General features: G+C 67.1%; 24 protein-coding genes. 9 read left to right on the top strand and 15 right to left on the bottom strand.

All coding sequences use genetic code 11. The annotated features are described in order from the left end of the window. The first annotated feature begins 41 nt into the window (after positions 1-41). On the top strand, positions 42-1,520 hold the full coding sequence (locus ACE3SL_RS01275; RefSeq protein WP_374523948.1) for a lipopolysaccharide biosynthesis protein: 1,479 nt from the start codon (positions 42-44) through the stop codon (positions 1,518-1,520). A gap of 3 nt (positions 1,521-1,523) precedes the next feature. Here the strand turns inward: ACE3SL_RS01275 and ACE3SL_RS01270 are convergent, their stop codons facing one another. After that, positions 1,524-2,522, bottom strand: a complete 999-nt coding sequence (locus ACE3SL_RS01270) for an adenosine kinase (RefSeq protein WP_374523947.1) — start codon at positions 2,520-2,522, stop codon at positions 1,524-1,526. A 222-nt stretch (positions 2,523-2,744) separates the two neighbouring features. On the opposite strand from ACE3SL_RS01270, the gene ACE3SL_RS01265 reads away from it, so the two are divergent. Both ACE3SL_RS01265 and ACE3SL_RS01260 read left to right on the top strand, forming a co-directional pair. Beyond that, positions 2,745-3,422: an EI24 domain-containing protein gene (locus tag ACE3SL_RS01265; protein ID WP_374523946.1), complete on the top strand. Its 678-nt coding sequence runs from the start codon at positions 2,745-2,747 to the stop codon at positions 3,420-3,422. 26 nt (positions 3,423-3,448) lie between these two features. Beyond that, complete coding sequence (locus ACE3SL_RS01260; protein ID WP_374523945.1) at positions 3,449-3,799, top strand: hypothetical protein; 351 nt, start codon at positions 3,449-3,451, stop codon at positions 3,797-3,799. 12 nt (positions 3,800-3,811) lie between these two features. Here the strand turns inward: ACE3SL_RS01260 and queG are convergent, their stop codons facing one another. Further along, a complete protein-coding gene (queG, locus tag ACE3SL_RS01255; RefSeq protein ID WP_374523944.1) occupies positions 3,812-4,864 on the bottom strand; it encodes a tRNA epoxyqueuosine(34) reductase QueG in 1,053 nt (350 codons plus the stop codon). Between the two features lie 66 nt (positions 4,865-4,930). On the opposite strand from queG, the gene ACE3SL_RS01250 reads away from it, so the two are divergent. The 4 genes from ACE3SL_RS01250 (at position 4,931) to msrB (ending at position 9,057) form a co-directional block, all read left to right on the top strand. After that, complete coding sequence (locus ACE3SL_RS01250; protein ID WP_374523943.1) at positions 4,931-5,893, top strand: ABC transporter ATP-binding protein; 963 nt, start codon at positions 4,931-4,933, stop codon at positions 5,891-5,893. After that, complete coding sequence (locus ACE3SL_RS01245) at positions 5,890-7,185, top strand: ABC transporter permease (protein WP_374523942.1); 1,296 nt, start codon at positions 5,890-5,892, stop codon at positions 7,183-7,185. The genes ACE3SL_RS01250 and ACE3SL_RS01245 overlap by 4 nt, the downstream gene beginning before the upstream one ends. A 68-nt stretch (positions 7,186-7,253) precedes the next feature. Then, positions 7,254-8,510 carry a cytochrome P450 gene (locus tag ACE3SL_RS01240; protein WP_374523941.1) on the top strand — a complete coding sequence of 419 codons (1,257 nt, stop codon included), beginning with the start codon at positions 7,254-7,256 and terminating at the stop codon, positions 8,508-8,510. A 58-nt stretch (positions 8,511-8,568) separates the two neighbouring features. Beyond that, positions 8,569-9,057: a peptide-methionine (R)-S-oxide reductase MsrB gene (msrB, locus tag ACE3SL_RS01235; protein ID WP_374523940.1), complete on the top strand. Its 489-nt coding sequence runs from the start codon at positions 8,569-8,571 to the stop codon at positions 9,055-9,057. A gap of 2 nt (positions 9,058-9,059) precedes the next feature. Here msrB and ACE3SL_RS01230 read toward each other — a convergent pair whose 3' ends face one another. The 4 genes from ACE3SL_RS01230 to ACE3SL_RS01215 all read right to left on the bottom strand — a co-directional run bounded on the left by ACE3SL_RS01230 (position 9,060) and on the right by ACE3SL_RS01215 (position 13,686). Beyond that, positions 9,060-10,913: a hypothetical protein gene (locus ACE3SL_RS01230; RefSeq protein WP_374523939.1), complete on the bottom strand. Its 1,854-nt coding sequence runs from the start codon at positions 10,911-10,913 to the stop codon at positions 9,060-9,062. Further along, positions 10,910-11,344: a GtrA family protein gene (locus ACE3SL_RS01225; RefSeq protein WP_374523938.1), complete on the bottom strand. Its 435-nt coding sequence runs from the start codon at positions 11,342-11,344 to the stop codon at positions 10,910-10,912. The genes ACE3SL_RS01230 and ACE3SL_RS01225 overlap by 4 nt, the downstream gene beginning before the upstream one ends. Positions 11,345-11,368: 24 nt before the next feature. Continuing rightward, on the bottom strand, positions 11,369-12,883 hold the full coding sequence (locus ACE3SL_RS01220; protein ID WP_374523937.1) for an NAD(P)/FAD-dependent oxidoreductase: 1,515 nt from the start codon (positions 12,881-12,883) through the stop codon (positions 11,369-11,371). A 77-nt stretch (positions 12,884-12,960) separates the two neighbouring features. Beyond that, positions 12,961-13,686 carry a helix-turn-helix transcriptional regulator gene (locus ACE3SL_RS01215; RefSeq protein WP_374523936.1) on the bottom strand — a complete coding sequence of 242 codons (726 nt, stop codon included), beginning with the start codon at positions 13,684-13,686 and terminating at the stop codon, positions 12,961-12,963. A 79-nt stretch (positions 13,687-13,765) separates the two neighbouring features. On the opposite strand from ACE3SL_RS01215, the gene ACE3SL_RS01210 reads away from it, so the two are divergent. Further along, positions 13,766-14,392: a glutathione S-transferase family protein gene (locus tag ACE3SL_RS01210; RefSeq protein ID WP_374523935.1), complete on the top strand. Its 627-nt coding sequence runs from the start codon at positions 13,766-13,768 to the stop codon at positions 14,390-14,392. 128 nt (positions 14,393-14,520) lie between these two features. Beyond that, entirely contained in the window at positions 14,521-14,889 is a 369-nt protein-coding gene (locus ACE3SL_RS01205; protein ID WP_374523934.1) for a glycine zipper 2TM domain-containing protein, read from the top strand. An 8-nt stretch (positions 14,890-14,897) separates the two neighbouring features. On the opposite strand, the gene ACE3SL_RS01200 is transcribed toward ACE3SL_RS01205, so the two are convergent. From ACE3SL_RS01200 to ACE3SL_RS01160, 9 genes are all read right to left on the bottom strand, one after another. After that, the gene (locus ACE3SL_RS01200; RefSeq protein ID WP_374523933.1) at positions 14,898-17,699 is read right to left on the bottom strand and encodes a collagen binding domain-containing protein; all 2,802 of its coding nucleotides are present in this window, start codon (positions 17,697-17,699) and stop codon (positions 14,898-14,900) included. Positions 17,700-17,721: 22 nt separating this feature from the next. Further along, a complete protein-coding gene (locus ACE3SL_RS01195) occupies positions 17,722-18,552 on the bottom strand; it encodes a molecular chaperone (RefSeq protein ID WP_374523932.1) in 831 nt (276 codons plus the stop codon). Positions 18,553-18,767: 215 nt separating this feature from the next. Further along, the gene (locus tag ACE3SL_RS01190; RefSeq protein ID WP_374523931.1) at positions 18,768-19,262 is read right to left on the bottom strand and encodes a DUF4402 domain-containing protein; all 495 of its coding nucleotides are present in this window, start codon (positions 19,260-19,262) and stop codon (positions 18,768-18,770) included. A 309-nt stretch (positions 19,263-19,571) separates the two neighbouring features. Beyond that, on the bottom strand, positions 19,572-20,492 hold the full coding sequence (locus ACE3SL_RS01185; RefSeq protein ID WP_374523930.1) for a ParB/RepB/Spo0J family partition protein: 921 nt from the start codon (positions 20,490-20,492) through the stop codon (positions 19,572-19,574). 33 nt (positions 20,493-20,525) lie between these two features. Next, positions 20,526-21,308 (bottom strand): ParA family protein, encoded by a 783-nt coding sequence (locus tag ACE3SL_RS01180; protein ID WP_374523929.1) that lies wholly within the window; start codon positions 21,306-21,308, stop codon positions 20,526-20,528. After that, a complete protein-coding gene (rsmG, locus tag ACE3SL_RS01175; protein ID WP_374523928.1) occupies positions 21,308-21,958 on the bottom strand; it encodes a 16S rRNA (guanine(527)-N(7))-methyltransferase RsmG in 651 nt (216 codons plus the stop codon). Before rsmG ends, ACE3SL_RS01180 begins: the two co-directional genes overlap by 1 nt. Next, entirely contained in the window at positions 21,955-23,817 is a 1,863-nt protein-coding gene (gene mnmG, locus ACE3SL_RS01170; RefSeq protein WP_374523927.1) for a tRNA uridine-5-carboxymethylaminomethyl(34) synthesis enzyme MnmG, read from the bottom strand. Before mnmG ends, rsmG begins: the two co-directional genes overlap by 4 nt. Positions 23,818-23,892: 75 nt before the next feature. Beyond that, entirely contained in the window at positions 23,893-25,197 is a 1,305-nt protein-coding gene (mnmE, locus tag ACE3SL_RS01165; protein ID WP_374523975.1) for a tRNA uridine-5-carboxymethylaminomethyl(34) synthesis GTPase MnmE, read from the bottom strand. 35 nt (positions 25,198-25,232) lie between these two features. Continuing rightward, a complete protein-coding gene (locus tag ACE3SL_RS01160) occupies positions 25,233-25,541 on the bottom strand; it encodes a DUF6489 family protein (protein WP_374523926.1) in 309 nt (102 codons plus the stop codon). Between the last annotated feature and the right edge of the window lie 34 nt (positions 25,542-25,575).

Here is a 25,575-nt window from a genome sequence, read left to right as displayed (position 1 = left end):
ACAGCGCAGCAGCGCGCACCCCGGATTCCGCGGCGCCGGCGATGGCCGACGCGGACACCGCCGCGCTCGCCAAGGGCGGCCGGACCAATTTCCTCGGCTTCATTATGCGCCTCGTCGCGCGCCTGCCCTTCCTCTATTTCGCGGGCCGCTGGTACGGGCCGGAAGCGGTCGGACGCTTCGCCTTCGCGGTGCTCGTCATCGAACTGGTCGCGCAACTCGCGACGCTCGGCCTCAAGCGCGGCCTCGCCGAGCAGCTCAGCGCCGAGGGCGCCGACCAGCGGCACGTCGTCTGGGACGGCATGTTCGTCGCCTTCCTCGCCTCGGCGATCGGTTCGGCGATCCTGCTGCTGCTACCACAGATCATGTTCCCAGCGGGCGACATCGACGGCACCGACCGCTGGATGGCGTTGCTGGTCTTCGCGATCGCCGGCACCGACGTCGCGCTCGCCGCCTCGGCCTATCGCTTCGACATCGGCGCGACGGTGCGCGCGCGCGCGATCGTCGAACCGTGGGTGATCAGCGTCGCCGCCGCCGGCTTCTGGTATGTCTCGCCACGCGACGGGCTGATGCTCTCCTATGCCGCGGCGATGGTCGGGGCGTTCCTGACCGCGCTGGTCCCGATGATCCGCCATTATGGTGGCCCCGGCGTCTGGCGGCCGCAGCCGTCGCACCTGATCATGGTCGCGCGGCGCAATGCGCCGCTCGCAGCCGCCGACGCGATCGAATGGGGCACCCGCCGCCTCGACCTGTTCATCCTCGGCCAGTTCACCTCGCCGACGATCTACGGCATCTATTATATGGCGCAGCAGGTGGCCTCGCTGCCGCAGAAGCTCAAGACCAGTTTCGAGCCGATCCTCGGCCCGGTGATCACGCGCAATCTCGCCGAGCATAAATTCGCGGCGGTCGCGGCGCAGGTCAGCCAGGTCGGCTTCTGGATCATCGCCGCCCAGGCGGGGATCGCGCTCGCGCTCGGCATCCCCGGCGAGGCGGTCATGGGCCTTGTCGGGCCGCAGTTCGTCAGCGGATCGGGCGCGCTCGCCTTCCTGCTCGCCGCCGAGGTCGTCGCGGCCACGGCAGTCGTGAGCGAGGCGGCGCTCGTCTATGTCGCGCGCCACCGCAATCTGCTGATCAGCCTCGCGACGCTCGCGCTGCAGGCGGTGCTGAGCGTCACGCTCATCCTCGTCGCGCGCTCGATGGGGCTCGACCCCATTTATTACGCGATGGCGGTCGCGCTCGCGCTGATGCTCGCGCTCGGTTTCGCGTCGGTCGTCAAGGCGCGGCTGCTTGCGCATGTCCTCGGCGCGCCGGTGAACAGCCTGCGCTGGGCGCTTGTCTGGGCAACCGCGGGCGCGGCCATCCTCGGCTGGGGCGCGACGCAGCTTCCCGAATGGGCCGAGCTGCTGATCGGGGTCCCGGTCATCCTGGGCATCTACGCCTGGCTGATCTGGACGCGCGGCTTCGGCCCCGCCGACCGCGCGCTGTTTCGCAAGCACCCCGACGCCGCGGCGCCGACGGGCTGAAACTCAACCCAGCCGTTCGGCGACCTTCGCCTTGAGATCGGTCTGCGCCCGCGGGCCGACCTGCGCGATGATTTCACGCGCACACACCGCGCCCATGGTCAGGCAATCGGCAATCGACCGGCCCTGCGCCTGACCCGAAAGGAATCCGGCGGCAAAGAGGTCGCCCGCGCCCGTCGTATCGACCACCTGATTGATCGGCTCGGCGTCGACTTCGGTGCGCGCGCCGCCCTGCAGCGCGATCGCGCCGTGCGATCCGCGCGTCACGACGAGCAGCGGCACCTGCGGTGCGATCTTCGCGACCGCCGCCTCGAAATCGTCCGTTTCGGCAAGCGCCTGAATCTCGACCTCGTTCGCGAAGAGAATGTCGAACAACCCCTCGGCGATCAGGGCGCGGAAATCGGCGCCGTGGCGGTCGATGATGAAGGCGTCCGATAGCGTGAACGCAACCTTGCGCCCCGCCGCGCGGCACACGTCGATCGCGCGCCGCATCGCCGCACGCGACAGTTCGGGATCCCACAAATAGCCCTCAAGATAGAGAATGTCGGCATCGGCGATCCAGTCCTCGGCGATCATCGCCTGTTCGAGCAGGTGGCTCGCGCCGAGGAAGGTGTTCATCGTCCGCTGGCCATCGGGAGTGACGAGAATCAGGCAGCGTGCGGTCGGCGCGCCTTCCTTGAGCGCGGGGGTTTCATAAGCGACGCCGAGCGCGCGCAGATCATGGGTGAAGACCTGGCCGAGCTGATCGTCGGCGACCTGGCCGATGAAGGCGCAGCGCTGGCCGAGCGCCGCCATGCCCGCGAGCGTGTTCGCGGCCGAACCGCCCGACATCTCGACCGCCGGACCCATCGCCGCATAGAGCCGCGCCGCCTCGTCGGCGTCGATCAGCCGCATCGATCCCTTGGTCAGACCCTCGGCGTCGATCAGCGCGTCGTCTGCGCGGGCAATCACGTCGACGATGGCATTGCCGATCGCGACGACTTCGAAACGGGCGGTGGAGGCCATGAAAATTCCTGTGTTGGATGGGAAAAGCTGCGCGCGCCTTTAGGGGCCGGGCGACCGCAAGGCAAGTCGAGCGAATCTCCCTTCTGTTTCGTCATGCCGGACTTGATCCGGCATCCATGCAGTGAGCGAAGAATGGACCCCGGATCAAGTCCGGGGTGACGAAGCAGGAAACCGTGACTCTGGCGCTTGACGGACCCCGCACCCGCAAGCCATCCCATGAGCATGGCCCGCGCCGTCCATGCCCTGCTGTTCGCGCTGAAAGACCTCCCGCACCCGCGCGTGCTGCGCGTGCTCGCGGCGAGCCTGGCACTGACGCTGCTGATCTTCACGGGCGCGGGCGCCGCGATCTTCTTCACGGTACGCTGGGCGCTCGAACATTGGCAGTGGCTGGACGGGGCGACGCTCGACATGGCGGGGGTGCTCGTCGCGCTACTGCTGATCGGGGGAAGCTGGCTGCTGTTCCGCGCGGTCGCAATCCTTGTCGTCGGACTCTTCGCCGACGGAATCGTCGCCGATGTCGAGGGGCGGCACTATCCTGCTGCCGCCGCGCGCGCGGTGCCGGTCAGCCTTGCCAGAAGCCTGCGCCTCGGCCTCGCGTCGGTCGGCCGGCTCATCGGGGTGAATCTGCTTGCACTACCCCTCTATATTCCACTGCTGTTCACCGGGGTCGGCGCGCCCCTGCTCGCCTTCGCGATCAACGCCGCGCTGCTCGGCCGCGATCTCGAAGCGATGGCGCTCGCGCGCCATCCGGACCGGCCACGCCTCGATCGCGGCGCGCGCTGGTCGCTCGGCGCGCTGTCCGCCGCAATCTTTCTGGTGCCCGTCGCCAATTTGTTGGCCCCTATCGCGAGCGCGGCTATGGCCGTCCACCTGCTGCATCTCAGGGACGGGGAAGAATGACGAACCCTATCAGGTTGATCGCTATCGTGGCGCTTGCTTCGGCGCTTGGCGGCTGCGCCGGAGCCACCGCCGTGCCGCGCCCCGTGCAGCCCATGACGCGCCCCGTTCCGCCACCCACCGCGCCGCGTATCACGCAAAGCAACAGCCTGATCGGCCACCCGGCGAACACCGCGCTTTCGCTGTTCGGCAAGCCGCGGCTCGACATCAAGGAGGGCATGGGCCGCAAGCTGCAGTTCGAGGGAAGCCCGTGCATTCTCGACGTCTATTATTACGCGCCGAAGCAGGGCGCCGAGCCGATCGCGACCCATGTCGATGCGCGCACGCCCGACGGACGCGACGCGAATATCGACAGCTGTATCAGCGCGCTCGGCAAATAGAGGGCGGCGACGTCATAGCGCCAATTCGGCAAGCGCCCATGAGGCGGCGTCGGCCACCATCGGCGATTCGTCGCTTCGCAGCTCCTCCAGTCGCGCGGCAAAACGGCGATCGCCGCTGTTCCCCGCCGCGATCGCCGCATTGCGGACCATGCGGTTGCGCCCGATCCGCTTGATCGGCGAGCCGGCGAACACCTCCCGAAAGCCCGCATCGTCGAGCGCGAGCAGGTCGGCGAGCGCGGGGGCGGCAAGCTCGGCGCGCGGCAGGAAGGCTCGGTTCCGCGCCGCGGCATCGGCGAACTTGTTCCACGGGCAGACCGCGAGGCAATCGTCGCAGCCATAGATGCGATTGCCGATCGCGCGGCGCAGTTCGACCGGAATCGGCCCGTCATGCTCGATCGTGAGGTAGGAGATGCAGCGCCGCGCATCGAGGCGATAGGGTGCGGGAAAGGCCGCGGTCGGGCACGCCTCCTGACACGCGCTGCAGCTGCCGCAGCGGTCGCGCACCGGCGCCGACGGCGCAAGATCAAGCGTCGTGTAGATCGCACCGAGAAAGAGCCAGCTGCCATGCTCGCGGCTGACCATATTGGTATGCTTGCCCTGCCAGCCGAGCCCCGCCGCCGCCGACAGCGGCTTTTCCATCACCGGGGCGGTGTCGACGAACACCTTGACCTCGGCTTCCGGCGCCGCGGCGACCAACCAGCGCGCGACATGCTTGAGCGCCTTCTTGACGACGTCATGATAGTCGGCGCCCTGCGCATAGACCGAGATCCGGCCGCGGTCGGGTACATCGGCCAGCGCCAGCGGATCCTGTTCGGGGGCATAGCTCATGCCGAGCGCGATCACCGACTGCACCTCGGGCCACAATCCCTGTGGCGAGCCCCGCTGCACGGCACGGCTTTCCATCCAGATCATGTCGCCGTGGCAGCCCTCGGCGAGCCAATGGTTCAGCCGTGCCGCGGTTTCGGGCGCAGCGTCGGCGCGCGCGATCCCGAACGCGGCGAAGCCATGCGCACGCGCGACCGCCTCGAGTCGCTGTTCCAAAGAAGGCAAGGCTTCGGCAACCATTGGCGCTCTATACGGGATCGCCGTCTTCGTGCCATAGTGCGGCGAAGCCAATCCAGGGACCAGAGCTTGACCGATTTCAGCGTCGAGGCCACCGGCCTCACCAAATATTTCGACGCGTTCAAGGCGGTCGACCATGTCAGCCTGAAAGTCCCCGCGGGAAGCATCTACGGCGTGCTCGGCCCCAATGGCGCAGGCAAGACGACGAGCCTGCGCATGATGCTCGGCATCATCGACCCCGACGAAGGGATCAGCCGGCTGCTCGGCGGCCACAAGCCGCAGGCGGTGCGCCACCGCATCGGCTATCTTCCCGAGGAACGCGGGCTCTATCCCGGCATGAAGGCGCGCGAGGCGATCGTCTTCATGGGCGCGCTGCGCGGGCTCGACTGGTCGGAGGGCCGCCGCCGCGCCGCGACCTTCATGGCCGAACTCGGGCTCGAACGCGTGATCGACGAAAAGATCCGTAAGATGTCGAAGGGCATGGCGCAGATGGTCCAGCTGATCGGATCGATCGTCCATGCCCCCGACCTGATCGTGCTCGACGAGCCCTTCTCCGGCCTCGACCCGGTCAATCAGGAGCGGCTCGAAATGCTGGTGCGGCGCGAGCGCGACCGCGGCGCGACGATCCTCTTCTCGACCCATGTCATGGCGCATGCCGAGCGGCTGTGCGACCGGCTCGCGATCATCGCGCGCTCGCAGCGTCGCTTCGAGGGCACGGTCGACGAGGCGCGCGCGCTGCTGCCGATGCAGGTGCGCTACACGCCGCGCGACGGCGGTGAGACAGTCGCTGCCCTGCTTCCCGCCGGGGCGACCCAGAGCGGCGAGGCGTGGCATTTCGCCGTCGAGGAAGCCGATGTCGAACCGCTGCTCGCGCGCATCACCGCGAGCGGGCATGGCGTCGCGGGCCTCTCGATCGCACGCCCCGCGCTGCACGACGCTTTCGTCCATATCGTCCGCCAAGTGGACTCGACTTTCGACGCCGGCTTCGACGCGACGCCCGAAGAGGACGCGATCGAGGAGGACGCGGCATGACCCCCTTCCTTCGGAATATGTTCGTCATCGCGCGCCGCGATTTCGTCGCGATCGTCGCCACGCCGACCTTCCTGCTCTTCCTGCTCGCACCGCTGTTCATGGTCGGGATGGGGCTGGCAGGCGGCATGGGCGCCTCGCAACTCGCCGACAGCGCGCGCGGCGCGGGACGCATCGTCGCGATCGCGAACCCCGCCGACACCGAGGCGCTGCGTGCCGCCGATGGCAGGCTTCGCGAGGCCATGCCGCGCAGCGAGCGGCTGCCGGCGCTCGAGTTCCGCCCGGCGGCCGGAGGCCCCGATCCGCTCGCGGTCGCGCGCGAGAAGGGCGCCGATACCTATGCGGTGCTGAGCGGCGATCTGACCGCGCCGCACATCGTCGAACGCGAAGCAGGCAGCCGCGCCGGCCGCTATCTTGCGCTGCTGGCCGGCGATGTCCTGCTCCACCGGGCCGCGGGCGCGGTTCCGCCGGTCACGCCCAAATTCGAGGCGATCGCACAGGGCGGCACCAGCATCGCCGCGCAGCAATCGCTCGGCTTCGGCGCGGTGTTCATCATCTTCCTGATGACCCTGCTCCTCGCCGGGCAGACGGTGAGTTCGCTCGCCGAGGAGAAAGGCAACAAGGTCATCGAGATTCTTGCCGCCGCGGTGCCGCTCGAAAGCGTATTCCTCGGCAAGCTGCTCGGCATGCTCGGGGTCGCGGTGCTGTTCATCGCCTTCTGGACCATCGTTGCGATCGGCGGCGGCTTCGTCGCCCTGACGCAGGTCGATCCCGCGGCCATCGCCGCAGCGGGCAAGCCCGCCGCCGCGCTCGCGGTCGCGCCGGCGAGCGGCTGGCCTTTCTTCCTCGGGATCGGGCTCGCCTATTTCGTCATGGCCTTCCTGCTGCTCGGCGCGGTGTTCCTCGGGGTCGGCGCGCAGGCGGGGACGGTGCGCGAAATCCAGATGCTCAGCCTGCCGATCACCATCTTTCAGGTCGGCATGTTCAGCCTGTCGGCCGCCGCCGCGAGCGCGCCCGCGACGGGGCTCGCCAGGTTCGCGCAGATTTTCCCCTTCTCCTCGCCCTTCGCGATGGCCGCCCGCGCCGCGACCGATGAGGCGCACAGCATCCACCTGCTCGCGCTCGGCTGGCAGGCGATCTGGGTCGCGCTGGTGGTCTATCTGTCGGTCCGCCTCTTCCGCGCCGGGGTACTGAGCGGCGGCGGCGGCTTCAAATTCTGGAAGCGCTCTCGCCCCGCCGCAGCAGCGGCAGCGGTCACCGCTGTTGCCGCCGAAGCCGCATCCGACCATCATTGACAAAGCTGTAAATAGTGGCATTCTGCAACTGAATCGGCCGCGAACGACGGCCCTGAGAGGAGTGCTCCATGGCTACCGTGATTCGCCAAGACCCCGACATCACCAATCCCCTCGACGTCAGCCGCGCCGAACTGTGGCGCGAAGATCGCTGGCAGGAACCGATGCGCCAGCTCCGCGCCGAAGCGCCGATCTATTATTGCGAGGATTCGAAGTTCGGCCCCTATTGGTCGGTGACGACCTACAAACCGATCCAGCATATCGAGGCGCTGCCCAAGATCTTCTCCTCCTCGTGGGAATATGGCGGGATCACCGTCGCCGGCGACGGGGTCGAGCATCTGAAAGAGGGCGAGATGGCGATGCCGATGTTCATCGCGATGGACCCGCCGCAGCACACCGCGCAGCGCCGCACCGTCGCGCCGGCGTTCGGCCCGTCGGAGATCGAGCGGATGCGCGCCGACACGCAGGCGCGCACCGCGGCGCTGATCGACACGCTGCCCATCGGTAAGCCGTTCGACTGGGTCGAGAAGCTCTCGATCGAACTGACGACCGACATGCTCGCGATCCTGTTCGATTTCCCGTGGGAAAATCGCCACAATCTGACCCGCTGGTCCGACGCGCTGGGCGACATCGAAAGCTTCAACACGCTCGAGGAACGCCAGGCGCGCCTCGCCACCGCCTTCGAAATGGGCGCCGCGTTCAAGGAGCTCTGGGACCACAAGGCGCAAAATCCGGGCAAGCACGACCTGATTTCGATCATGCTCCAGTCCGACGCGATGAATCATATGAGCCATGAAGAATTCATGGGGAACCTCATCCTGCTCATCGTCGGCGGCAACGACACGACGCGCAATTCGATGTCGGCCTATGCCTATGGCCTTCACTGCTTCCCCGAGGAGCGCGCGAAGCTCGAGGCGAACCATGACCCCGATCTCGCGGTCAATGCAATGCACGAGATCATCCGCTGGCAGACCCCGCTCGCGCACATGCGGCGGACCGCGACCGAAGACACCGAATTGTTCGGGCACCAGATCAAGAAACGCGACAAGCTCGCGCTCTGGTACGCGTCGGCGAACCGCGACGAGGATATTTTCCCCGATGGCGACCGGATCATCGTCGACCGCGAAAATGCGCGCCGCCACCTCGCCTTCGGTTACGGCATCCATCGATGCGTCGGCGCGCGTGTCGCCGAACTCCAGCTCACGACCCTGATCTCCGAAATGCAGAAGCGCCGCCTGCGCGTGAACGTGCTGTCTGAACCCGAGCGGGTCAACGCCAGCTTCGTCCACGGCTATCGTCACATGCAGGTCGAGCTGGAGCATTATTGACGCGCAGCTGTAACCGGGCGCGAGCCCGGTGCGCATAAGGGGCATGAGGAAGCCCGACATGATCGAACGCCGCTATATCGTGACCGGTCTTGCACTCGGCGGCGCGATGATCGCCGCGCCGATGCTGTTCGCCAAGCCCGGAAAGCGCCCGCTCGCCGAGCCCGGCTGGCGGCTGTCCGACGCCGCATGGCAGAAGCGGCTGACGCCGATGCAATATAAGGTACTGCGCCAGGCGGTGACCGAGCGGCCGTTCACCAATCCGCTCAACAACGAGCATCGCGCGGGCCTTTTCGCCTGCGCCGGCTGCGCGCTGCCGCTTTATTCGAGCAAGACCAAGTTCGACAGCGGCACCGGCTGGCCGAGCTTCTGGGCACCGCTGAAAGGTGCGGTCGCGACCTCGACCGATTATGAGATTGGTGTGGCGCGCACCGAAGTACATTGCCGGCGCTGCGGCGGCCACCTCGGCCATGTCTTCAACGACGGGCCGAAGCCGACCGGGAAGCGTTACTGCATGAACGGTGCGGCGCTGCGCTTCACGCCCTCCTGATCTTATCGCTCGGACTTGACTCGCCACACGGCGAGCCGCCTGTTGCCGGGAATCGGCATGCGTTCGAGCCAGTCGGGCGCCCGGCCGGCATAGAGCCGTGCCGCGAGGTCGGCGTTGCTGGCGCGGCGGTAAGTCGAAAAATCATTCGCGGTCGGACAATAGACGACCAAAGTCGCCTGTTGCTTGCGAACCAGCGCCTCGGCCTTCGCCGGATCGCCGATGAAGATACGCAGCGTGTCGGCCATCGCCTCGCGGCCACGATGATGCGGCGTCGCCACGACCGCATGATGCGTCCAGAAGAGCAGCGGCGCACCGAGGTCGATCGGGGTCAGGATCGTCGCCTGGGGCAGGCGGTTCAACGCAGCGACCGTTGCAGGGTCGAGGCAGTTCAGATCCGGAACGCCCTTCACCTCTTCCTGCTGTTCGGCTTTCAGCTGGGGCAGAGCGAGGCTCGCGGCCCCGGCGACCGCCATGCCGCCGGGCAAGGGCAGCGTGAGCGCCACCGACGCCGACGCGAGCACACGCGGCAGGGGCGAGGCGATCCGGCGCGCGCGGTCCCATATGCGGAGACCGAGCCAGGCACAGCCCGGCAGGGCAAAGAGATGCGCGGTACCGACGCTCCGCAGCACGAGCAGCGACAAAGCTGCCGCGCCGGCCAATGCAACGATCACCGTCGTCCAGTTCCGCCGATCGTCAGCGCCGGCGCTTGCGCGCCATGCCAACGACGCGCCCGCGAGCCCGAGGGCCGACGGGACCACTACCAAAATCGCGGTAGTAATCGACGAGGCCCAGAGCGGCTGCCCCTCGAGAACGCCGGCGTACCAATATTTCACCACGATCGGATCGAGGGTGGCAAAGGGCCCGGCAGCGCATAGCGGTTCGACGCCGACCAGCGTCGCGGCCGACATCGCGCCCGCGCCTCCAAGCGTCAGGACGCGAACCCACCGTCGCGATGGATCGGCGCGCGCGATCAGAAAGACCGCCAGGACGGCGACGGCAAAGGCAGCGATGTACGGCGCCGAAAGCGAATCGCACCAGCGACCGGCAAGGCCCGCCGGTCCGCGAGTCAGGAACTGGAACAGCAACGCGCCGCCCGCGAGCCCCCCTAGATAACCGACAAGCCGCGCGCGATCCGCATCGCGCGCGTGGAGCGCCCACCGCAGCCCGGCCAGCCCCGCGAACAAGGCCACGATCGGAAGGCCTTCGATCGATATGGCGAGCAAGGCCGCCGCGCTTAGCCCGGCGAACAGCCCGGCCCGCCCGCTCGCCGGTCGCAGCGCCTGCCCCATGATCAGCATCGCGAAAAAAATCTGCCAGCCGTGATGATCGACCCGAAGCGGCCGCAGCTGGAGAATGATGAACCCGGCCGCCACGAGATAGAAGGGCACCGCACAGGCAAAGCGCCGGCCGCCGAGAGATCGGTAGCCGAGCGTGCACGCGACGGAGAGCGCCGCACCGAGCATGAGCGGCCATAGCGTCATCACGATCTGTTCGGCGAGCGGCTGGCCGAAGAGAGGACGAAGCAGCAGAATGCCTAGGGCAAGCGGGGCATCGGCGATCCGCGACCAGTGCATCAGCACGCCGCCGCCGGCCGGATTGACGCGATACTGGGTCAGATCCCACCAGCCCTGTCCGGCAAGCAAATCGCGCACCTGCACCATCCGCATCGCATCGTCAGTGTCGCGGAGCTCGATCGTCACGATCGCGTGCCAGCGCGCGACGATCAGGACGATACTCAGCGCGGTCCAGACGATCAGCGCTACCCGGACTGGCGTGAACCAGGACAGGCGCGCGCCGCCCGGCCTGGAGACGGGCTGACCAATATCGGCGGAAGCGGGCACGGCCGCTTCGGTCATGCCGCGGCCGTGCGGAAGACGATGTGACGGCGCAGCAGGTAAGTGGTCTGGAAGCTAACCGCGATCGCCGCGAGCTTGGCGATCCGCGGGTCGAGTCCCAGCGCGGTTCCGATCCCGACGATCGCCGTCGTGATCGCCAGGCCGATCAGGGCCGACCCGACGAACAGCAGCTTCTGGCGATGCCGTTCGCCGGTCCCGCGCGCAGCGGCGCCATCGGCGAAGACGAGGCGGCTCGACACCAGCCAGTGCACGAGGATGCCCGCGCAATAGCCGATCGCCGATGCCGCCATCGGCTGCAATCCGGCGTCGAGCAGCAACAGGAACAGTCCGGCGTCGCTACCGAGAGCAAGACCGCTGGCGATCAGGTAATTCAGCCAGCGTGCCTCGCCGCGACGCAGGGTGACAATCAGGTCAGCGATCAACTGCGACATGGTCGTGGTCTCCACCGCCGGCCCTCAGGCCGCCTTTGCGACGCGCGCCGGGACGTCGCGGACCGACGCCAGTGCGGCCTGTTCGCCCTCGGTGCCGCTCTCATGATATTCGGCGTCCTCGTTGACGCCCCAGATGTCATAGATGCGCTCGCCGGCGACGATGTTGCGTACCGTCAGCATCGCGGTCATCATCGCATGATCCTGGTTGTTGTAGCGGTGCATCCCGTTGCGCCCGACCATATGCAGGGTCGGATAGCGCGCCTCGAGTTCCTCGCGCATCGTCGCGACATGCGCGGCATAATCATCGTCATAGACCGGATAGGCCTTTTCCTGCCGCACAACCGCGCCGCCGACGACATCGGCGGGATCGCAGAGGCCGAGGATCGCCATCTCGCGCGTCGCGAGCGTCACCAGATCCTCGTCGCTCGACGTCCAGAGCCCATCGCCCTCGAAACAGAAATATTCGAGGCCGACGCACGCAAGGTCGGGGTCGGGGACCATTTCGGGCGACCAGCTGCGGAAATTCTGCACCCGGCCGACCTGCACCTTGCTGTCGTGGATGTAGATCCAGTTGTCGGGAAACAGATCGTCCGAGCGGATCTTGAGCGCGACGGTCAGGAAGTCGCGATAATTGAGCTTCGGCGCCGCGGTGAGCGCACAGGCGGGCAGCGGATGGATGCGCGCCGCGAGTTCGCGCATCGGTGCCGAGCTGATCACATGCGCGGCGTCGATCACGACATCGCCGTCGGGCCCGTTCGCGGTCAGCCGCCAGCGGCCGCTGACCTGATCCTGCACCAGCTGCTTGAAGCCGTGCCCCATCAGCACATGATTGCCGCCGGCCTCAACCTTGTCGCGCGCGGCGTCCCACATCATGCCCGGGCCGAGCCGCGGATAGCGGAAGGTTTCGAGCAAAGTCTTGGTCGCCATGCCGTCGTTCGGACGCTTGTTGAGCCCCAGGCTGCGCTTCAGCCCGTCGAGCACCGCGGCGCCGAGGCTCAGCCCCTTGATGCGCTGCGCCGCCCAGTCGGCCGACATTTCGTCGCACGGCATCCCCCACACCTTCTCGGTATAGGTCTTGAAGAAGATCGAATAGAGCTTCCGCCCGAACTGGTTGATCGTCCAATCCTCGAAGCTGCGAACCTTGCGATTCGGAAACAGCTTCGCCTGCGCATAGCTCGCCATGCACAGGGTCGAGCGGATGAGGCCCAGATTCCACAGCGCCTCGAATGCACGCAGAGGATAGCTGTAGAATTTGCCTTCATAATAGATGCGGCTCATCCGCGGGCGCTGGATGAAATCGTCGGGCAAGATCTCGTTCCACAGGTCGACGACTTCCTGGCTTTTCGAGAAAAAGCGGTGGCCGCCGATGTCGAAACGGAACCCCTCATGCTCGACCGTGCGGCTGATCCCGCCGACATAGACGGGATCCTTTTCGATCACCGTCACCCGATACCCCTGCCTGGTCAGCAGATAAGCGGCGGTCAGCCCCGCCGGGCCGGCACCGATGATCGCCACGTCGGCGCTGGTCGAACTGGTCATAAATCCCCCACAGCAAAATCTGTTCGCCGACCGCTGTGCCCAAACATGGCTAAGAACTGGTTAATTCGCCGGAGGAATCAGGCGCTGCCGCGGCTTTTGCGGATCGTGCGCATCCAGCGCTGACGCAGCGCCGCGGGCCGTTCGCCATGGCGATCGTCGAGAAAGACCGCGGCGGCGACGCGGTCGGCGCGGAAATGCCGAAAATCGGAACGCAGCTCGCACCAGGCCGCCAGCGTCCGGCGGTCGTTGAAATAGCCGATGACGACCGGCCAGATCACCCGTTCGCTCGGGGCGCCGCTTTCATCGCGATAATCGAGCCGGATCTTGCGCCCCTCGCGGATCCACTGCCGGGTGCGGGCGATGTCGATGCCATCGCTGACTTGCGCGCCGGGGCGCCCGGTACCCGTCGTCGGCTCGGTCAGGATCGACCGCAACTCGTCGGGAATCGCAGCGGCGATCTTTGCGATCAGGTCGCGCGCGGCGTTGGCGAGCACGGGATCGCCGCGCCCCGCGACCCATTGCGCGCCGAGCACCGCCGCCTCGATCTCGTCGGCGGTCAGCATCAGCGGCGGCATGTCATATCCGGCGCCGAGCACATAGCCGAAGCCCGCCTCGCCCTGAACCGGCACGCGCTGGCCGATCAGGTCGGCAACGTCGCGATAGACGGTGCGAACCGAGACTTCGAGCTCTTCCGCCATTTCACGCGCGGTGACCGGCCGCGACGAACGGCGCAGCAGCTGGATGATCTGGAACAGCCTGTCGGCCCGCCGCATGTCCTGCCTCGCGATTCCTGCTGACATCATGCTGTCAGCAGGCTCCTTCTACAAAGATGCCGCCGCGGGCCGCAAGCCCGTCCGGGCTTTGCCGAAAAGGAGACTATCGATGATCACCCTCTATCACGCACCTCAAAGCCGCTCGACGCGCATCATCGGCCTGCTTGAGGAACTCGGCGTTCCCTATACCATCCGTCCGGTGTCGATCTTTCGCCCGATGACCGGCGAAGGAAAGGGAGATGCCGCCAACCCGCACCCGGACAAGCGGGTGCCCGCGATCGAGCATGATGGCCAGTTGCTCGCCGAATCCGTCGCGATCGTTCTCTATCTGGGCGACGCCTTCGCCGAGCGTGGCCTCGCCCCGCAGCCCGGCGATCCGCGCCGTGGCGCCTATCTGACCTGGCTCGCCTGGTATGCGGCCGAATTCGAGCCCGCCATGTTCGCGGCCTTCGCCGGTGAACTCGATGCCTCGCCGCTCAAGCGCCGCGCCTATGATGCGGCGATCCACCGGATCGAGGCTGCGCTCGCCAAGAGCCCCTATCTGCTCGGCGATGCCTATTCTGCCGCTGATTTCCTCGTCGCCAGCGCATTGTCCTTTGGCCGCCACGCCTTTCCCGAAAGCGCGGCGATCGACGCCTATATCGAACGCTGCACGACGCGCCCCGCGATCCTGCGCGGCCAATCGCTCGATGAAGCGTCCGGCGCGCAGGGCGCCGGCGCGCGATTGCCCGCCTGACGCGACGAAACGCCTTGCGCCGTCGCCGAGCCGAGGTGCCGGCGGCCAAGCTGAACGGCGGGTTCAGCGGGGCGCCAGCTTTCTATCCTACTATGGGCACCGGGACCGAAACTATTGGAACGCAAACCATGATCTGGATGAAGAAACTGGCGCTCACCGCGCTGATCGGCGCGAGCACCATCGCCGCCCTGCCCGCCGAGGCCGACGCGCGCGACCGCCATCATCGCCACTACAGCTATCGTGACCGCGACCATGATCGCTATCGCGACTATCGGCGCGATTACCGCCGCGACTATCGGCGCAGCCATTATCGCGATCGTGACCGCTATTACTGCCGTCGCGGCAGCGGGACGACCGGGCTGATCGTCGGCGGCGCAGCGGGCGCGCTCCTCGGCCGCGAGGTCGATCGCTACGGCGATCGCGCCCCGGGAACGATCATCGGCGGCGCCGCGGGCGCGCTGATCGGCCGCGAAATCGACCGCGGCGGCCGCTGCTAGACCCGCCACTACGACGGGCCGCCGGTTTCCCCTTCCGCCGGCGGTCCGCGCGCGCTGGTGCCGTCGCCGGTCGCTACGGCACCGGTGAGGCCAGCCTCCACGCGCTTCAACGCCAAGGTGCCGAGCCGCACGCGCGGCGATGCCTTGCCCGGCATCGCTCCGATCACAAAGCCGGGATCGAGTCGCAGCGCGGTCGCCGAAGCTTTCGTCAATCGCACCGTATAGCGACCGTAAGCCACGCTCTCGAAAAGAAAATAGCCGTCGAATTCGGTCAGCGCGGTCGCGCGCACCCGCCCTTCGGCATCGACGAGTTCGAGCGCGACTCCCTCGACGGGATTGCCGCCATCGCGGATCATCGCGCCTTCGATCTCGCCTGCCGCCGTCATCGGCAGCGCAACGCGCGTCGCGACCCCCGGGCGCGGCGTGACGACGACCCCAGGCAGCGCGGGCTGGACATAGGGATCGGGCAGGCTGCCCGCGTCGATCCCGATCATCACCGGACGGAAGGGCTCGAGCCCGTCGATCGTCCCGCGTCCCGTGCCGTCGGTCGATGCCTCGACGAGCGCGTTGCCCGCAGTCAGCGGGACCCCCTTCAGCGCCGCTTCGCCGGGCTGGCGGATACCGTCGCCATTGTCGTCCATGAAGACGTCGGCGATCACCTGCCCCCGGCCGCCGAGCTTCTCGCTCGACAGGCGCCAGCCGCCTCCCTCTCCCTCGCTTTTGCCCGGCTTCGGCCCGAAGCTGAAGGCGAGCGACAAGGACGCCGCGACCGACCCATCGGTCGCTACCTCGCCAAAGCCGGATAGCTGCAACTTGTTGAAACGCCTTGTATAACCCAGGCCAGCGCGCCCCCGCGCCAGCCCCTTGTCATAGCCGAGCTCGGCGCGCCATTCGGCATCGCCCTTCCCCGACCATTCACCGATCATCGCAACGCGCGTGTCGGCGTCCTGCCCCGACAGGTTGAAGCGCGCCTCGCCGCGGAGGCGGACGCGCCCGATTCGGGCATTGGCGAGCAACGTCGCGGTCAGATTGTCGGGCGGGTCGGGCCCGACCGGGATCTTCGTCCGGCTCCAGTCGAGCTGGCCGGTGACACTCAGCGCACGAAAGCTCAGCGAGGCGCGGCCCGACGCCTGGAGGTTCGATACCCCCGACGCGCGATCGACCTCGGCAAGATCGAAATGCAGCGGCACCACCGTCCGCCCGAGCTTGACCGACTGATCGATCGCGAGCGAATAAAGCCCCTCGACCCCGCCGACGAAGCGGTCCGAGACGAACCCGCCCCAGCCGCGCATCGCATCGGCGCGGATATTGGTGCCGCCGAACGCCGCGAGCCAGCTTGCGCGCAGCGCCCCGGCCCGATTGTCCGCGTAGCCGCCCGCGACCTCGAGCAGCGACGGCCCGATCGAGCGCCGGAGCGCCACTTCACCATAGTTGCGGCGGACATTCTCGATCATCAGGCTGTGAAAATAGGCGGCGATCGATGTCCGGGTGTCGAGCCCGCGCTCGATCCCTGCGGTCCCGCGCCAGCCGCGCCGGAACGCACCGCCGCGCTTCCCGAACCCGATCAGATCGGTGTCTTCCTGCGCGATCCCGGCCCAATACCAGGTCTGCTGCGGCGGAATCGAGTCGATCCCGACCTGCAATTGCCTGATTTCGCGCCTGATCTGGCCTTGCGGCCCGTACATCACAATCTCAAAGCGGTTCGCCCCATATTGCAGCGGCACGTCGAGAAATTCGTAGCGGCCATCGCCATTCGGGGCGGTGAAAGCGAGCAATTGTCCGTTGCGATAGAGCTCCGCATCCCAGCCCGCGGGCAGGTCGCCGCGAAAGCTCGTCTTGTCGAAGCTGTCGGGCCGCTCGACCGGGCGGTTGGTGACGACCGCGCCGCGCCCGGGAACGGATTGCGCGACGAGTCCCGTCGACAGCAGGCTGACATCGCCGACCGCATAATGCGTCGCGCGCAACGGACCGAGCAGCCGCCCTTCGGGATCGGTGCGATAGAGGCGCATCCGGAGGCTGTCGGGCACGCCCTTGTCGTCGGACGACAGTCGCGCGTCGAAACTCTGCCCCAGCGCCTCGCCCGCCGCGAAAATCTCGTAGCGCGCCTGTGCGTAGGAGCCGCCCTTCTCGTCCGACACCACACCCGCCGAGGCGACGACATCGACCGATGGCGTCGCCCACATCTGATAGGGGCGCGCGGCGTGCGGCAGGCTCGCGAGATCGAACGATGCCTGCGGACGCAGCCCCGCCGCGCGTGCGCGCCGCTCGGCGGCGAGCTGGAAAGGCAGTTTTTCCTTGGTATCGACACGCAGAACCGCATTCGACAGGTCGGCGGCAACCGGCACGCCGAGCCATTGGTTCAGGCTGTCCAGATCGACGCACCAGCCCGCGGGCGTGTCACGGATCGTCGTGGCGCCGAGCTTGTAGCTCTGACTCCCCACCCGCACCTCGCCCGCCTCGCGGTCGATCAGCAGGCTGCGCCGCTCGTCGAACACCCAGCCGGTTGCGCGGCGCAACTTCCGGTCGACGCGCACCGGCAGGTCGAGCGCCAGCACCATGTCCGACAGATCGACGCAGATTCCCTGCGGCGTCTGATAGCCGCGCACCCCGTCACCGAGGCGATATGGACCCGAGCGCAGATCGAACAGCCAGCGGTCGTCCTCACTCGGCTTCCAATTGTCCGCGGCCGCAGCAACCGGCTTCTCTTCAACGGCGCCAGCGCCGGCCGGGACAAACCCGATCAGCGCCAGTCCGGCAGCAAGCACCGGAAACCATCGGCGGAGCGCGGCGCGGAGCATCCGTCCGCCCATCGTTTCGGCGCCTTCCCCTGGCCTATTTCACCACCCGGTCGGCCTGGTCGATCGTGCCGCCGCCGAGCTCGCGATCCTCGCTATAGCGGATCTGCACCGGCCCTTTCAGCTTCGCCGCAAGGTCGGGCGGAATGCGGAGCGATACCTTGCGGGCCCCGACCTCGGGATAGACGGCGACACCGCGTGCGAGCAGCAGCGGCTCGGCGATTCCCGGCCGCGTGACCTCGATATCGCCATAAACCGAGCGGTCGCCGCTACGCGTCAGGTCGAACTCGAACGCGGGGCCGTCCTTCGTCTCGCCGACCCAGGCGTTGCCGATCTTCGCGGTGGCGCCAAGGTCGCCGACACGGACGATGATCGGGATAGTGATGCCATAGATCGGCGTCAGCGCGATCGACACGCCGGTCGGCGCGGGCTTCGCAGGGTCGGCGGCCACCGCAGGCGCCGCATCGGGCACCGCGCGGAACAGCATGTGCGCGCGATATTCGCCGGGCGCGAGGCCTTCGGGAATGCGGACACCGACGCGGATCACCTGCGGCTGGTTCGGCGGCAAGGTCACGCGCCGCGGGCTGAAGGCGATCATGTCGAGCGCGGCGCGCTCGGCAGGCGACGCATTGGCCTCGTCGATCTCGTCGAGCCCGCCTTCGGGGGTCATCCGCTTGACCTCGAGGCTGATGCGGTAGGTCGCCGGCGCATCGCCGATATTGTTGAGCACCACTTCGGTGCCGCGCGATCCGTCGAGGATCACGCGCGTCGGTGCGACGAGCAGGTCGCCTGCCGCATAGGCCGGCGAAGCGGCGGCGCCGAGCGCGGCCGCCGAGAACAGGCAAAAGCCCTTCCAAAAGCGCAACATAGATACGATCCCCACAATCGTTCCGGGACGGCGGCGGCCGCCCCTTTGGTTGGTCACCTCCCTGTTGCGCCATCATGGTTGATATTTTGCTAACCATCGGCCGAAGTCGGGCTGGCGAACCCAACGAAAAAGGGCTCCGGAGGCTGGCGCTCCGAAGCCCTTTTGTCTGGCCGGCGAGCCAAGCCCGCCGCCCCCCACCCGTAACCGGTTAGCGATTACTGATAATTGGCGGTGACGTTGAACGTCCCCGAATAATTGCCCGCTGCCTGGTTGGCGCCGACGTTCAGCGTGCCGCCGACCGAGAAGGTGCCGCCGGTGGCGCCGAGCGTCACGCTGGTCGCCGAATATGCGAGCGAAGCGGTCATATTGTTGCTGCCCGAGGTCAGCGTGACCGTCGCGGGGCCGCTGATGCCGACCGCCGCGCCGCTCGTGCCGCCGAGCGTGAAGCCGGCGGCCGAAACCGTGCCGATGCAGGTCAGACCGCTGCCGCACGTCGAGCCGCCGGCAGGCGTGACCGTGACGGTCGAAGCGGCGGTGCCGCTGACGATCGTCGCGAAATCGAGGTCGCTGTTGTTGGCGATCGTGAGCGGCGCGAGAATCTTCGCCTTCGCGGTCGCGGTGGCCGAGGCGGCGTGTGCCGCCGAGGCGTTCATCGCAAGAGCAGCAATCGCGGCGCCGGCGAGGACGCGCTTCATTCCAGTGGTGCGCATATGATTTGGTCCCTTGAACAAGTCGAAACGTACAAGTCGAAACTCGAATGGAAATCCCACCCCATTCGCCAACCCCCTTAGCGGGCGACCCGTTCAGGCTTTGCCCAACAAGCATGGTTAACAAGTCATATAAGATTGGCCCGCGTTGCGAGGTGCAAGCGAGCGAAAACAAGGCCTTGGGCCACAGTTTGGCGGATCGTGGGGATCGCCTTGCCGTCCTTAACGGCCCGGTGCGGGACAAATTAAGCGAGCGGCAGGAAAAAATCCGGGCGAATCGCGGATGCCTTGGACCGGCGAAGAAAGGAGCGCCTAGATTCCCTCGCCGCTCAGCCGCTGGCAAATCATGTCGAGCTGGTCGAGCGACGCGAATTTCAGCGTCAGCGCTCCCTTGCCACCGCCGGCATATTGGATCGCGACTCCAATGCCGAGCAGCTCGGACAGATGGCGCTCGACCGCGACGATATCGGGATCGCGCCCGCCGTCGAGACCCTTATATTCAAGCGGCGCTTTGCGGCCCCCGCCCTTGCCTTCGCGCACCAGCGCCTCGACCGCGCGGACCGACAGGCCGTCCTTCACGACCCGGCGCGCGATTTCCTCGGCGCCGTCGATGCCGACCAGTGCGCGTGCATGTCCCATCGACAGCGCACCGTCGCCGACCAGATCCTGCACGCTCTGCGGCAGGTCGAGCAGCCGCATCAGATTTGCAACATGGCTGCGGGATTTTCCGACGAGCTTGGCGAGCGCCTCCTGGCTATGGCCGAAATCGTCGATCAGGCGCCGATAAGCACCCGCCTCTTCGATCGCGTTCAGGTCCTGGCGCTGGATATTCTCGACCAGCGCGATCTCATAGGTCGCGGCATCGTCGAGGTCGCGCACGAGCGCCGGAATCTGGTGCAGCCCTGCGCGCTGCGCCGCGCGCCAGCGCCGTTCGCCCGCGACAAGCTGATAGCCCTGTCCGTCAGGCGAGGCGCGGATGATGATCGGCTGAAGCAGCCCGCGCGCGCCGATCGAATCGGCGAGTTCGGCGATCGCCGCCTCGTCGAAATGGCGCCGCGGCTGGTTCGGCAGCGGGCGAATCGCGCCAACCGAAACATGCTGGACCGCGTCGCCCGACACCGGTGCCGCTTTTGTCGCCGCTCCCGGAGTCGCGAGCACCGGCGCCTCGACCGCCGCGTCGCCGAACAGCGCGTTCAGCCCGCGCCCAAGCCCGGAGGGCCGCTTGCGCGGCATCGAACTACCATTTTCTTTTTCATTATCAGACACTTATGCGGCCTTACGGATATTGGGAAGGCGATCGATCAGCTCGCGGGCGAGCGCGATATAGGCCGCCGATCCCGCACAGCGATGGTCATAGATCAGCGCCGGCAACCCGTGGCTCGGCGCCTCCGACAGACGAACATTGCGCGGGATCACCGTCTCGAAAACCACCGGGCCGAGCACTTCGCGCACGTCGTCGGATACCTGATCGGTCAGCCGGTTGCGGCGATCGAACATGGTGAGCGCGACGCCGAGAATGAAGAGCTGCGGATTGAAGCGCCCGCGCACGCGCTCGACCGTGGTCAGAAGCTGGCTGAGCCCTTCGAGCGCGAAAAATTCGCATTGCAGCGGCACGAGCAGCGATTCGGCCGCGATCAGCGCGTTGAGCGTCAGCATCCCAAGCGACGGCGGGCAGTCGATCAAGCAGATGTCCCATTGCCCTGCCTCGGCGCTCGACAGTGCTTGCTGCAGCCGGTGCAAGCGGTCGGCGAACTCGATCAGCTCGATTTCAGCGCCCGACAGGTCGACGGTAGCGGGGACGATGTCGAGTCTCGGGACAGCGGTATGCACCGCGCAATCGGCAAGCGGCGCCTCTCCGCGGAGTAGATCGTAGCTCGAATATTCGCGCTGCGCCTGCGAAATCCCGAGCCCGGTCGAAGCGTTGCCCTGCGGATCGAGATCGATGATCAGCGTACGCCAGCCGGTCGCCGCGAGCGCGGTTGCCAGATTGATCGCGGTCGTCGTCTTGCCGACCCCGCCCTTCTGGTTCGCCACCGCGATACGGATCATCACTTTCCTCGCTGTTTTGCGCCGATCTGCCCGACACCAACCAAAATCCAGCTTTCCGCGTCGGTGCGGCTCTGTTCCACGTGAAACATTCTCTGCCATGCCTCGGGCAGCAATGCCAGTTCCTTAACCGCGTTTCGGCCCTTTGGCAGCAGCCACCGCGTCGATTCGTTGGAAAAACGGGTGGATAAGCCGATCAGCTTGTCGAGCGGCGCGAAGGCTCGGGCGCTTATGGTCGACGCCGGGCGTGTCTCGATCCGCTCAAGCGGCGCTTCAGCAACCTCGACATGCCGCAGATCGAATTCGGCAACGACCGCCCGCAGGAAATCGCACCGCCGCTTGCGCGATTCGACGAGCAACATCGGTCGATCACACAAGATTGCAACAACAAGCCCCGGCAGGCCCGGCCCACTGCCGAGATCGATCCAGAGCCCTTCATTGTCGCGATCGAACGACAAAAGCTGCGCGCTGTCGGCGATGTGCCGCACCCACAAGGTCGGGATCGTCGAGGCCGAGATCAGATTCTGCCGCGCATTCTCGGCAACCAGCATCGCCCCAAAGCGATCGAGCTGTTGCCACTGCCGCGCCGTGGGAGCGAAGGCCTCGCCGATCCAGGCGCGCGCGCCCTCTTCGCTATCGAGCAAAAGGGTCACGCTGCGCGCCGCCGGCTATGCACCATGATCGCAGTCAGCGCCGCCGGGGTCACTCCATCGATCCGTCCCGCCTGCCCCAGTGTTTCGGGTCGCGCCCTGGTCAACCGCTCGACCATCTCGCGCGACAACCCGCCGATTGCGCGATAGTCGAGCGCCGGGTCGAGCAGGATCGCCTCGTTCGCCGCGAGCGACCGAAGCTCGGCCTCCTGCCGTGCAACATAGGGCGCGTAATGCGCGTCCTCGGCGAGTTCGGTCAGGATATCGTCGTCGATCGCCTCGAGTTCGGGCGCGAACTGCTTGAGCGTCGCCATCGTGACCTCGGGAAACCGCAGCAGCTCGACCCGTTTGCGAACGACGCCGTCGCCCGGGATCGCCAACCCGATGGCGGCATAGTCCGCGGACACGACCGGCACGTCGAGTATCGCCCCGGCCCTCACCCGCCCGGCCTGCCGCGCAGCGAACAGCGCGGCGGTCGCCGGCCGCACGAGGCCCAGCGCAATCCCTTTTGGCGTCAACCGCGTCGCGGCATTGTCGGCGCGCAGCCGCAGCCGATATTCGGCGCGCGCGGTGAGCATCCGATAGGGTTCGGTCACCCCCTGCAGCACCAGATCGTCGACCATCACCCCGATATAGGATTCGGACCGATCGAGAATCAAAGGCTCGCGCCCCTGCGCTGCGAGCGCCGCATTGGCCCCCGCGACGAGTCCCTGGGCCGCCGCTTCCTCGTAGCCGGTCGTGCCGTTGATCTGCCCCGCGCAATAGAGCCCGCCGATCGCGCGAACCTGCAGGGCGCGGTCCAGCACGCGCGGATCGATATGATCATATTCGACCGCATAGCCGGGAACCGTCATCTCGACGCGTTCGAGCCCCTCCATCGTGCGCAGCATCGCAAGCTGAACATCGGCGGGCAGCGAGGTCGAAATTCCGTTCGGGTAGACGAGGTGCGAATCGAGCCCTTCGGGCTCGAGGAACACCTGGTGCCCGTCGCGATCGGCGAATCGATGAATCTTGTCCTCGATCGACGGGCAATAGCGCGGACCCGCCGCACCGATCGCACCCGTGAACAAGGGCGAGCGATCAAGATTCGCCGCGATGATTGCATGACTCTCGGCGTTGGTGCGTGTGATCGCGCAGAAAATCTGCGGCACCGTCCGCTTGCTGTTCCACGTGGAACAGGTCCAGTCGCCGCCGTCCGAGGGCTGTTCTTCGAGCCGCGCCCAGTCGATCGTCCGCGCGTCGAGCCGCGGCGGCGTTCCCGTCTTGAGGCGCGCCATCGGCAACTTCGCAGCGCGTAGCTGCTCGGCAAGCCGGTGCGCGCCGGCCTCGCCGATGCGTCCGCCTTCCATCCGCTCCTCGCCGCGGAACAAACGACCGCCGAGGAAGGTGCCCGTCGCAAGCACGACAGCACCGGAAAAAAGGACGGTGCCATCGCCGAGCGCAATTCCTTCGATGCGGGCGCCATCGGCCGACAGCTTGAGCGCCGCTGCTTCGCCGGAAACAACCGTGATATTCTCTTCACCCGCAAGCAGCTCCTGAATCGCATGGCGATACAGTGTACGATCGGCCTGGACGCGCGGTCCCTGCACTGCCGCACCCTTCGACGCATTGAGCATCCGGTAATGGATCGCCGCGCGGTCCGCGGCGCGCGCCATCCAGCCGTCGAGCGCATCGACCTCTCGCATCAAATGCCCTTTACCGAGCCCTCCGATCGCCGGGTTGCACGACATTGTGCCGATCAGCGCGGGGTCGAAGCTGACAAGCGCCACGCGCGCACCAAGCCGCGCGGCGGCGGCGGCGGCCTCGGTGCCGGCGTGCCCGCCGCCAATAACGATGACATCGAATGTTGCGCTATTCTGCATGATTGCGGCGCCCTTAGCGCAATGCACCCGGCAAATCCACCGGGCTGCGACCGATAGAATGTTTCACGTGGAACATCATTTGCCGATGCAGAAGCGCCCGAACAAGGCGTCGAGCATATCCTCGACTCCCGCACGCCCGGTGATGCGGTCGAGCGCGGTTGCCGCAAGCCGGAGCCGCTCGGCAATCAGGATCAGATCGTCCGCCTCGCGTGTGCCCGGCTCGATCGCAAGCCATTGTTTGGCTTCGGTAAGCGCCGCACGCTGGCGCTGGCGCAGCGCAGGTTCGCCCTCGCGCGGCAGCAAGGTTCGCGCCATTTCCACGATCATGGCGTGAAGCTTGTCCATCCCCCCACCCGTCGCCGCCGACAGGACGAGGTCGCAATGCGCCGCCTCGGCTTCCGCCCCGGCGTCGCCCCGCCAGCGGTCGGCCTGTGCCGCGATCAGGATCGCACGCGGATGGTTGGGCGCCTCCTTTACCGGTCCGAGCCAGAGCAATATGTCAGCCGCCTCGACCGCCGCCCTCGCGCGATCGATCCCGATCGCTTCGATCGCATCGCCACCCTCGCCGCGAATCCCGGCCGTGTCCGAAAAGCGCATCGCAATCCCGTCGAGCGCAAGCGATGTTTCGATTATGTCGCGCGTCGTTCCCGCGACCGACGATACGATCGCCAGCTCGCGCCGGGCCAAAGCATTGATCAGGGTCGATTTTCCTGCATTCGGCGGCCCGGCGATCACCACCGACAGTCCTTCGGCGATCACCTCCGCCGCGGGCCGCGCCAGCCATTCGCCCAGCTCCGCCGCGAGCGCCTTCATCCCGTCCATCAGGCGTGCCCCCGCCCCTTCATAGACCTCGACATCATCCTCATCGGCGAAGTTGAGCTCGGCTTCTGCCCCCGCCATCAGCCCGATCAGCCGCTCCTGCCAGCCCGCCACCGCGCGCGAGACATGCCCGCTCGCCATCCCGAGCGCCTGCACGCGCTGGCTTTCGGTCTCGGCCGCGAGCAGGTCGGCAAGCCCTTCGGCCTCGGCGAGATCGATCCGGCCACCCAGAAAGGCGCGCCGCGTGAACTCGCCCGGCTGGGCGCGGCGCAGGCCGGGCATCGCAGCAAGCGCATGTTCGACCGCCGCCACCACCGCGCGGCCGCCGTGCAGATGCAGTTCGGCAAGGTCCTCTCCCGTCGCGGTTGCCGGACCCGGAAACCAGAAGATCAATGCGCGGTCGAGCAGCGCTCCCTTGCTATCCTTTAGCGCGGCTAACGAAGCGTGGCGCGGCGCCGGCAACCGCCCGGCCAAGGTTTCAAGCGCCGTGCCCGCCGCCGGTCCGCTCACCCGCACGACAGCGATCGCCGCCGGCGGCATCCCGCTCGACAGCGCGAAAATCGTGTCGCTTACAAAGAGTTGGATAGGGGCTTGGTTCAGCTCTTGCGCCCCTTGGCGGCCTTGTCGTCATCGCCCGCATCGGCGCTCTTTCCCGCCGATTTCGCCGTGCCGCCCATCAATCCGCCGCCGAACTGCCCCAGGAGCGACTGGACGAGGCCAAGCCCGCTTTCGCCCATCGGCACCCAACTCTTGACCATCGCCTGCACCATGTCGGGGGTGATGCCTTTCGCCATCAATTCCTTGACGCGCGACAGATAGATGTCGTGCAGCGGCTCGAGGTCGGGGAGCCCGAACAGCCGTCGTGCTTCTTCGGGGGTACAATCGATCTCGATATTGAACTTCATCGTCCGCCCTTCCCCTTTTCGGCGCTTGAGCCGC

The sequence above is a fragment of the Sphingopyxis sp. genome (assembly GCF_041916015.1).
Taxonomy (GTDB): domain Bacteria; phylum Pseudomonadota; class Alphaproteobacteria; order Sphingomonadales; family Sphingomonadaceae; genus Sphingopyxis.
Note: the sequence above shows the minus strand (reverse complement) of the source record. Positions and strands in the feature narration are given on the sequence as shown.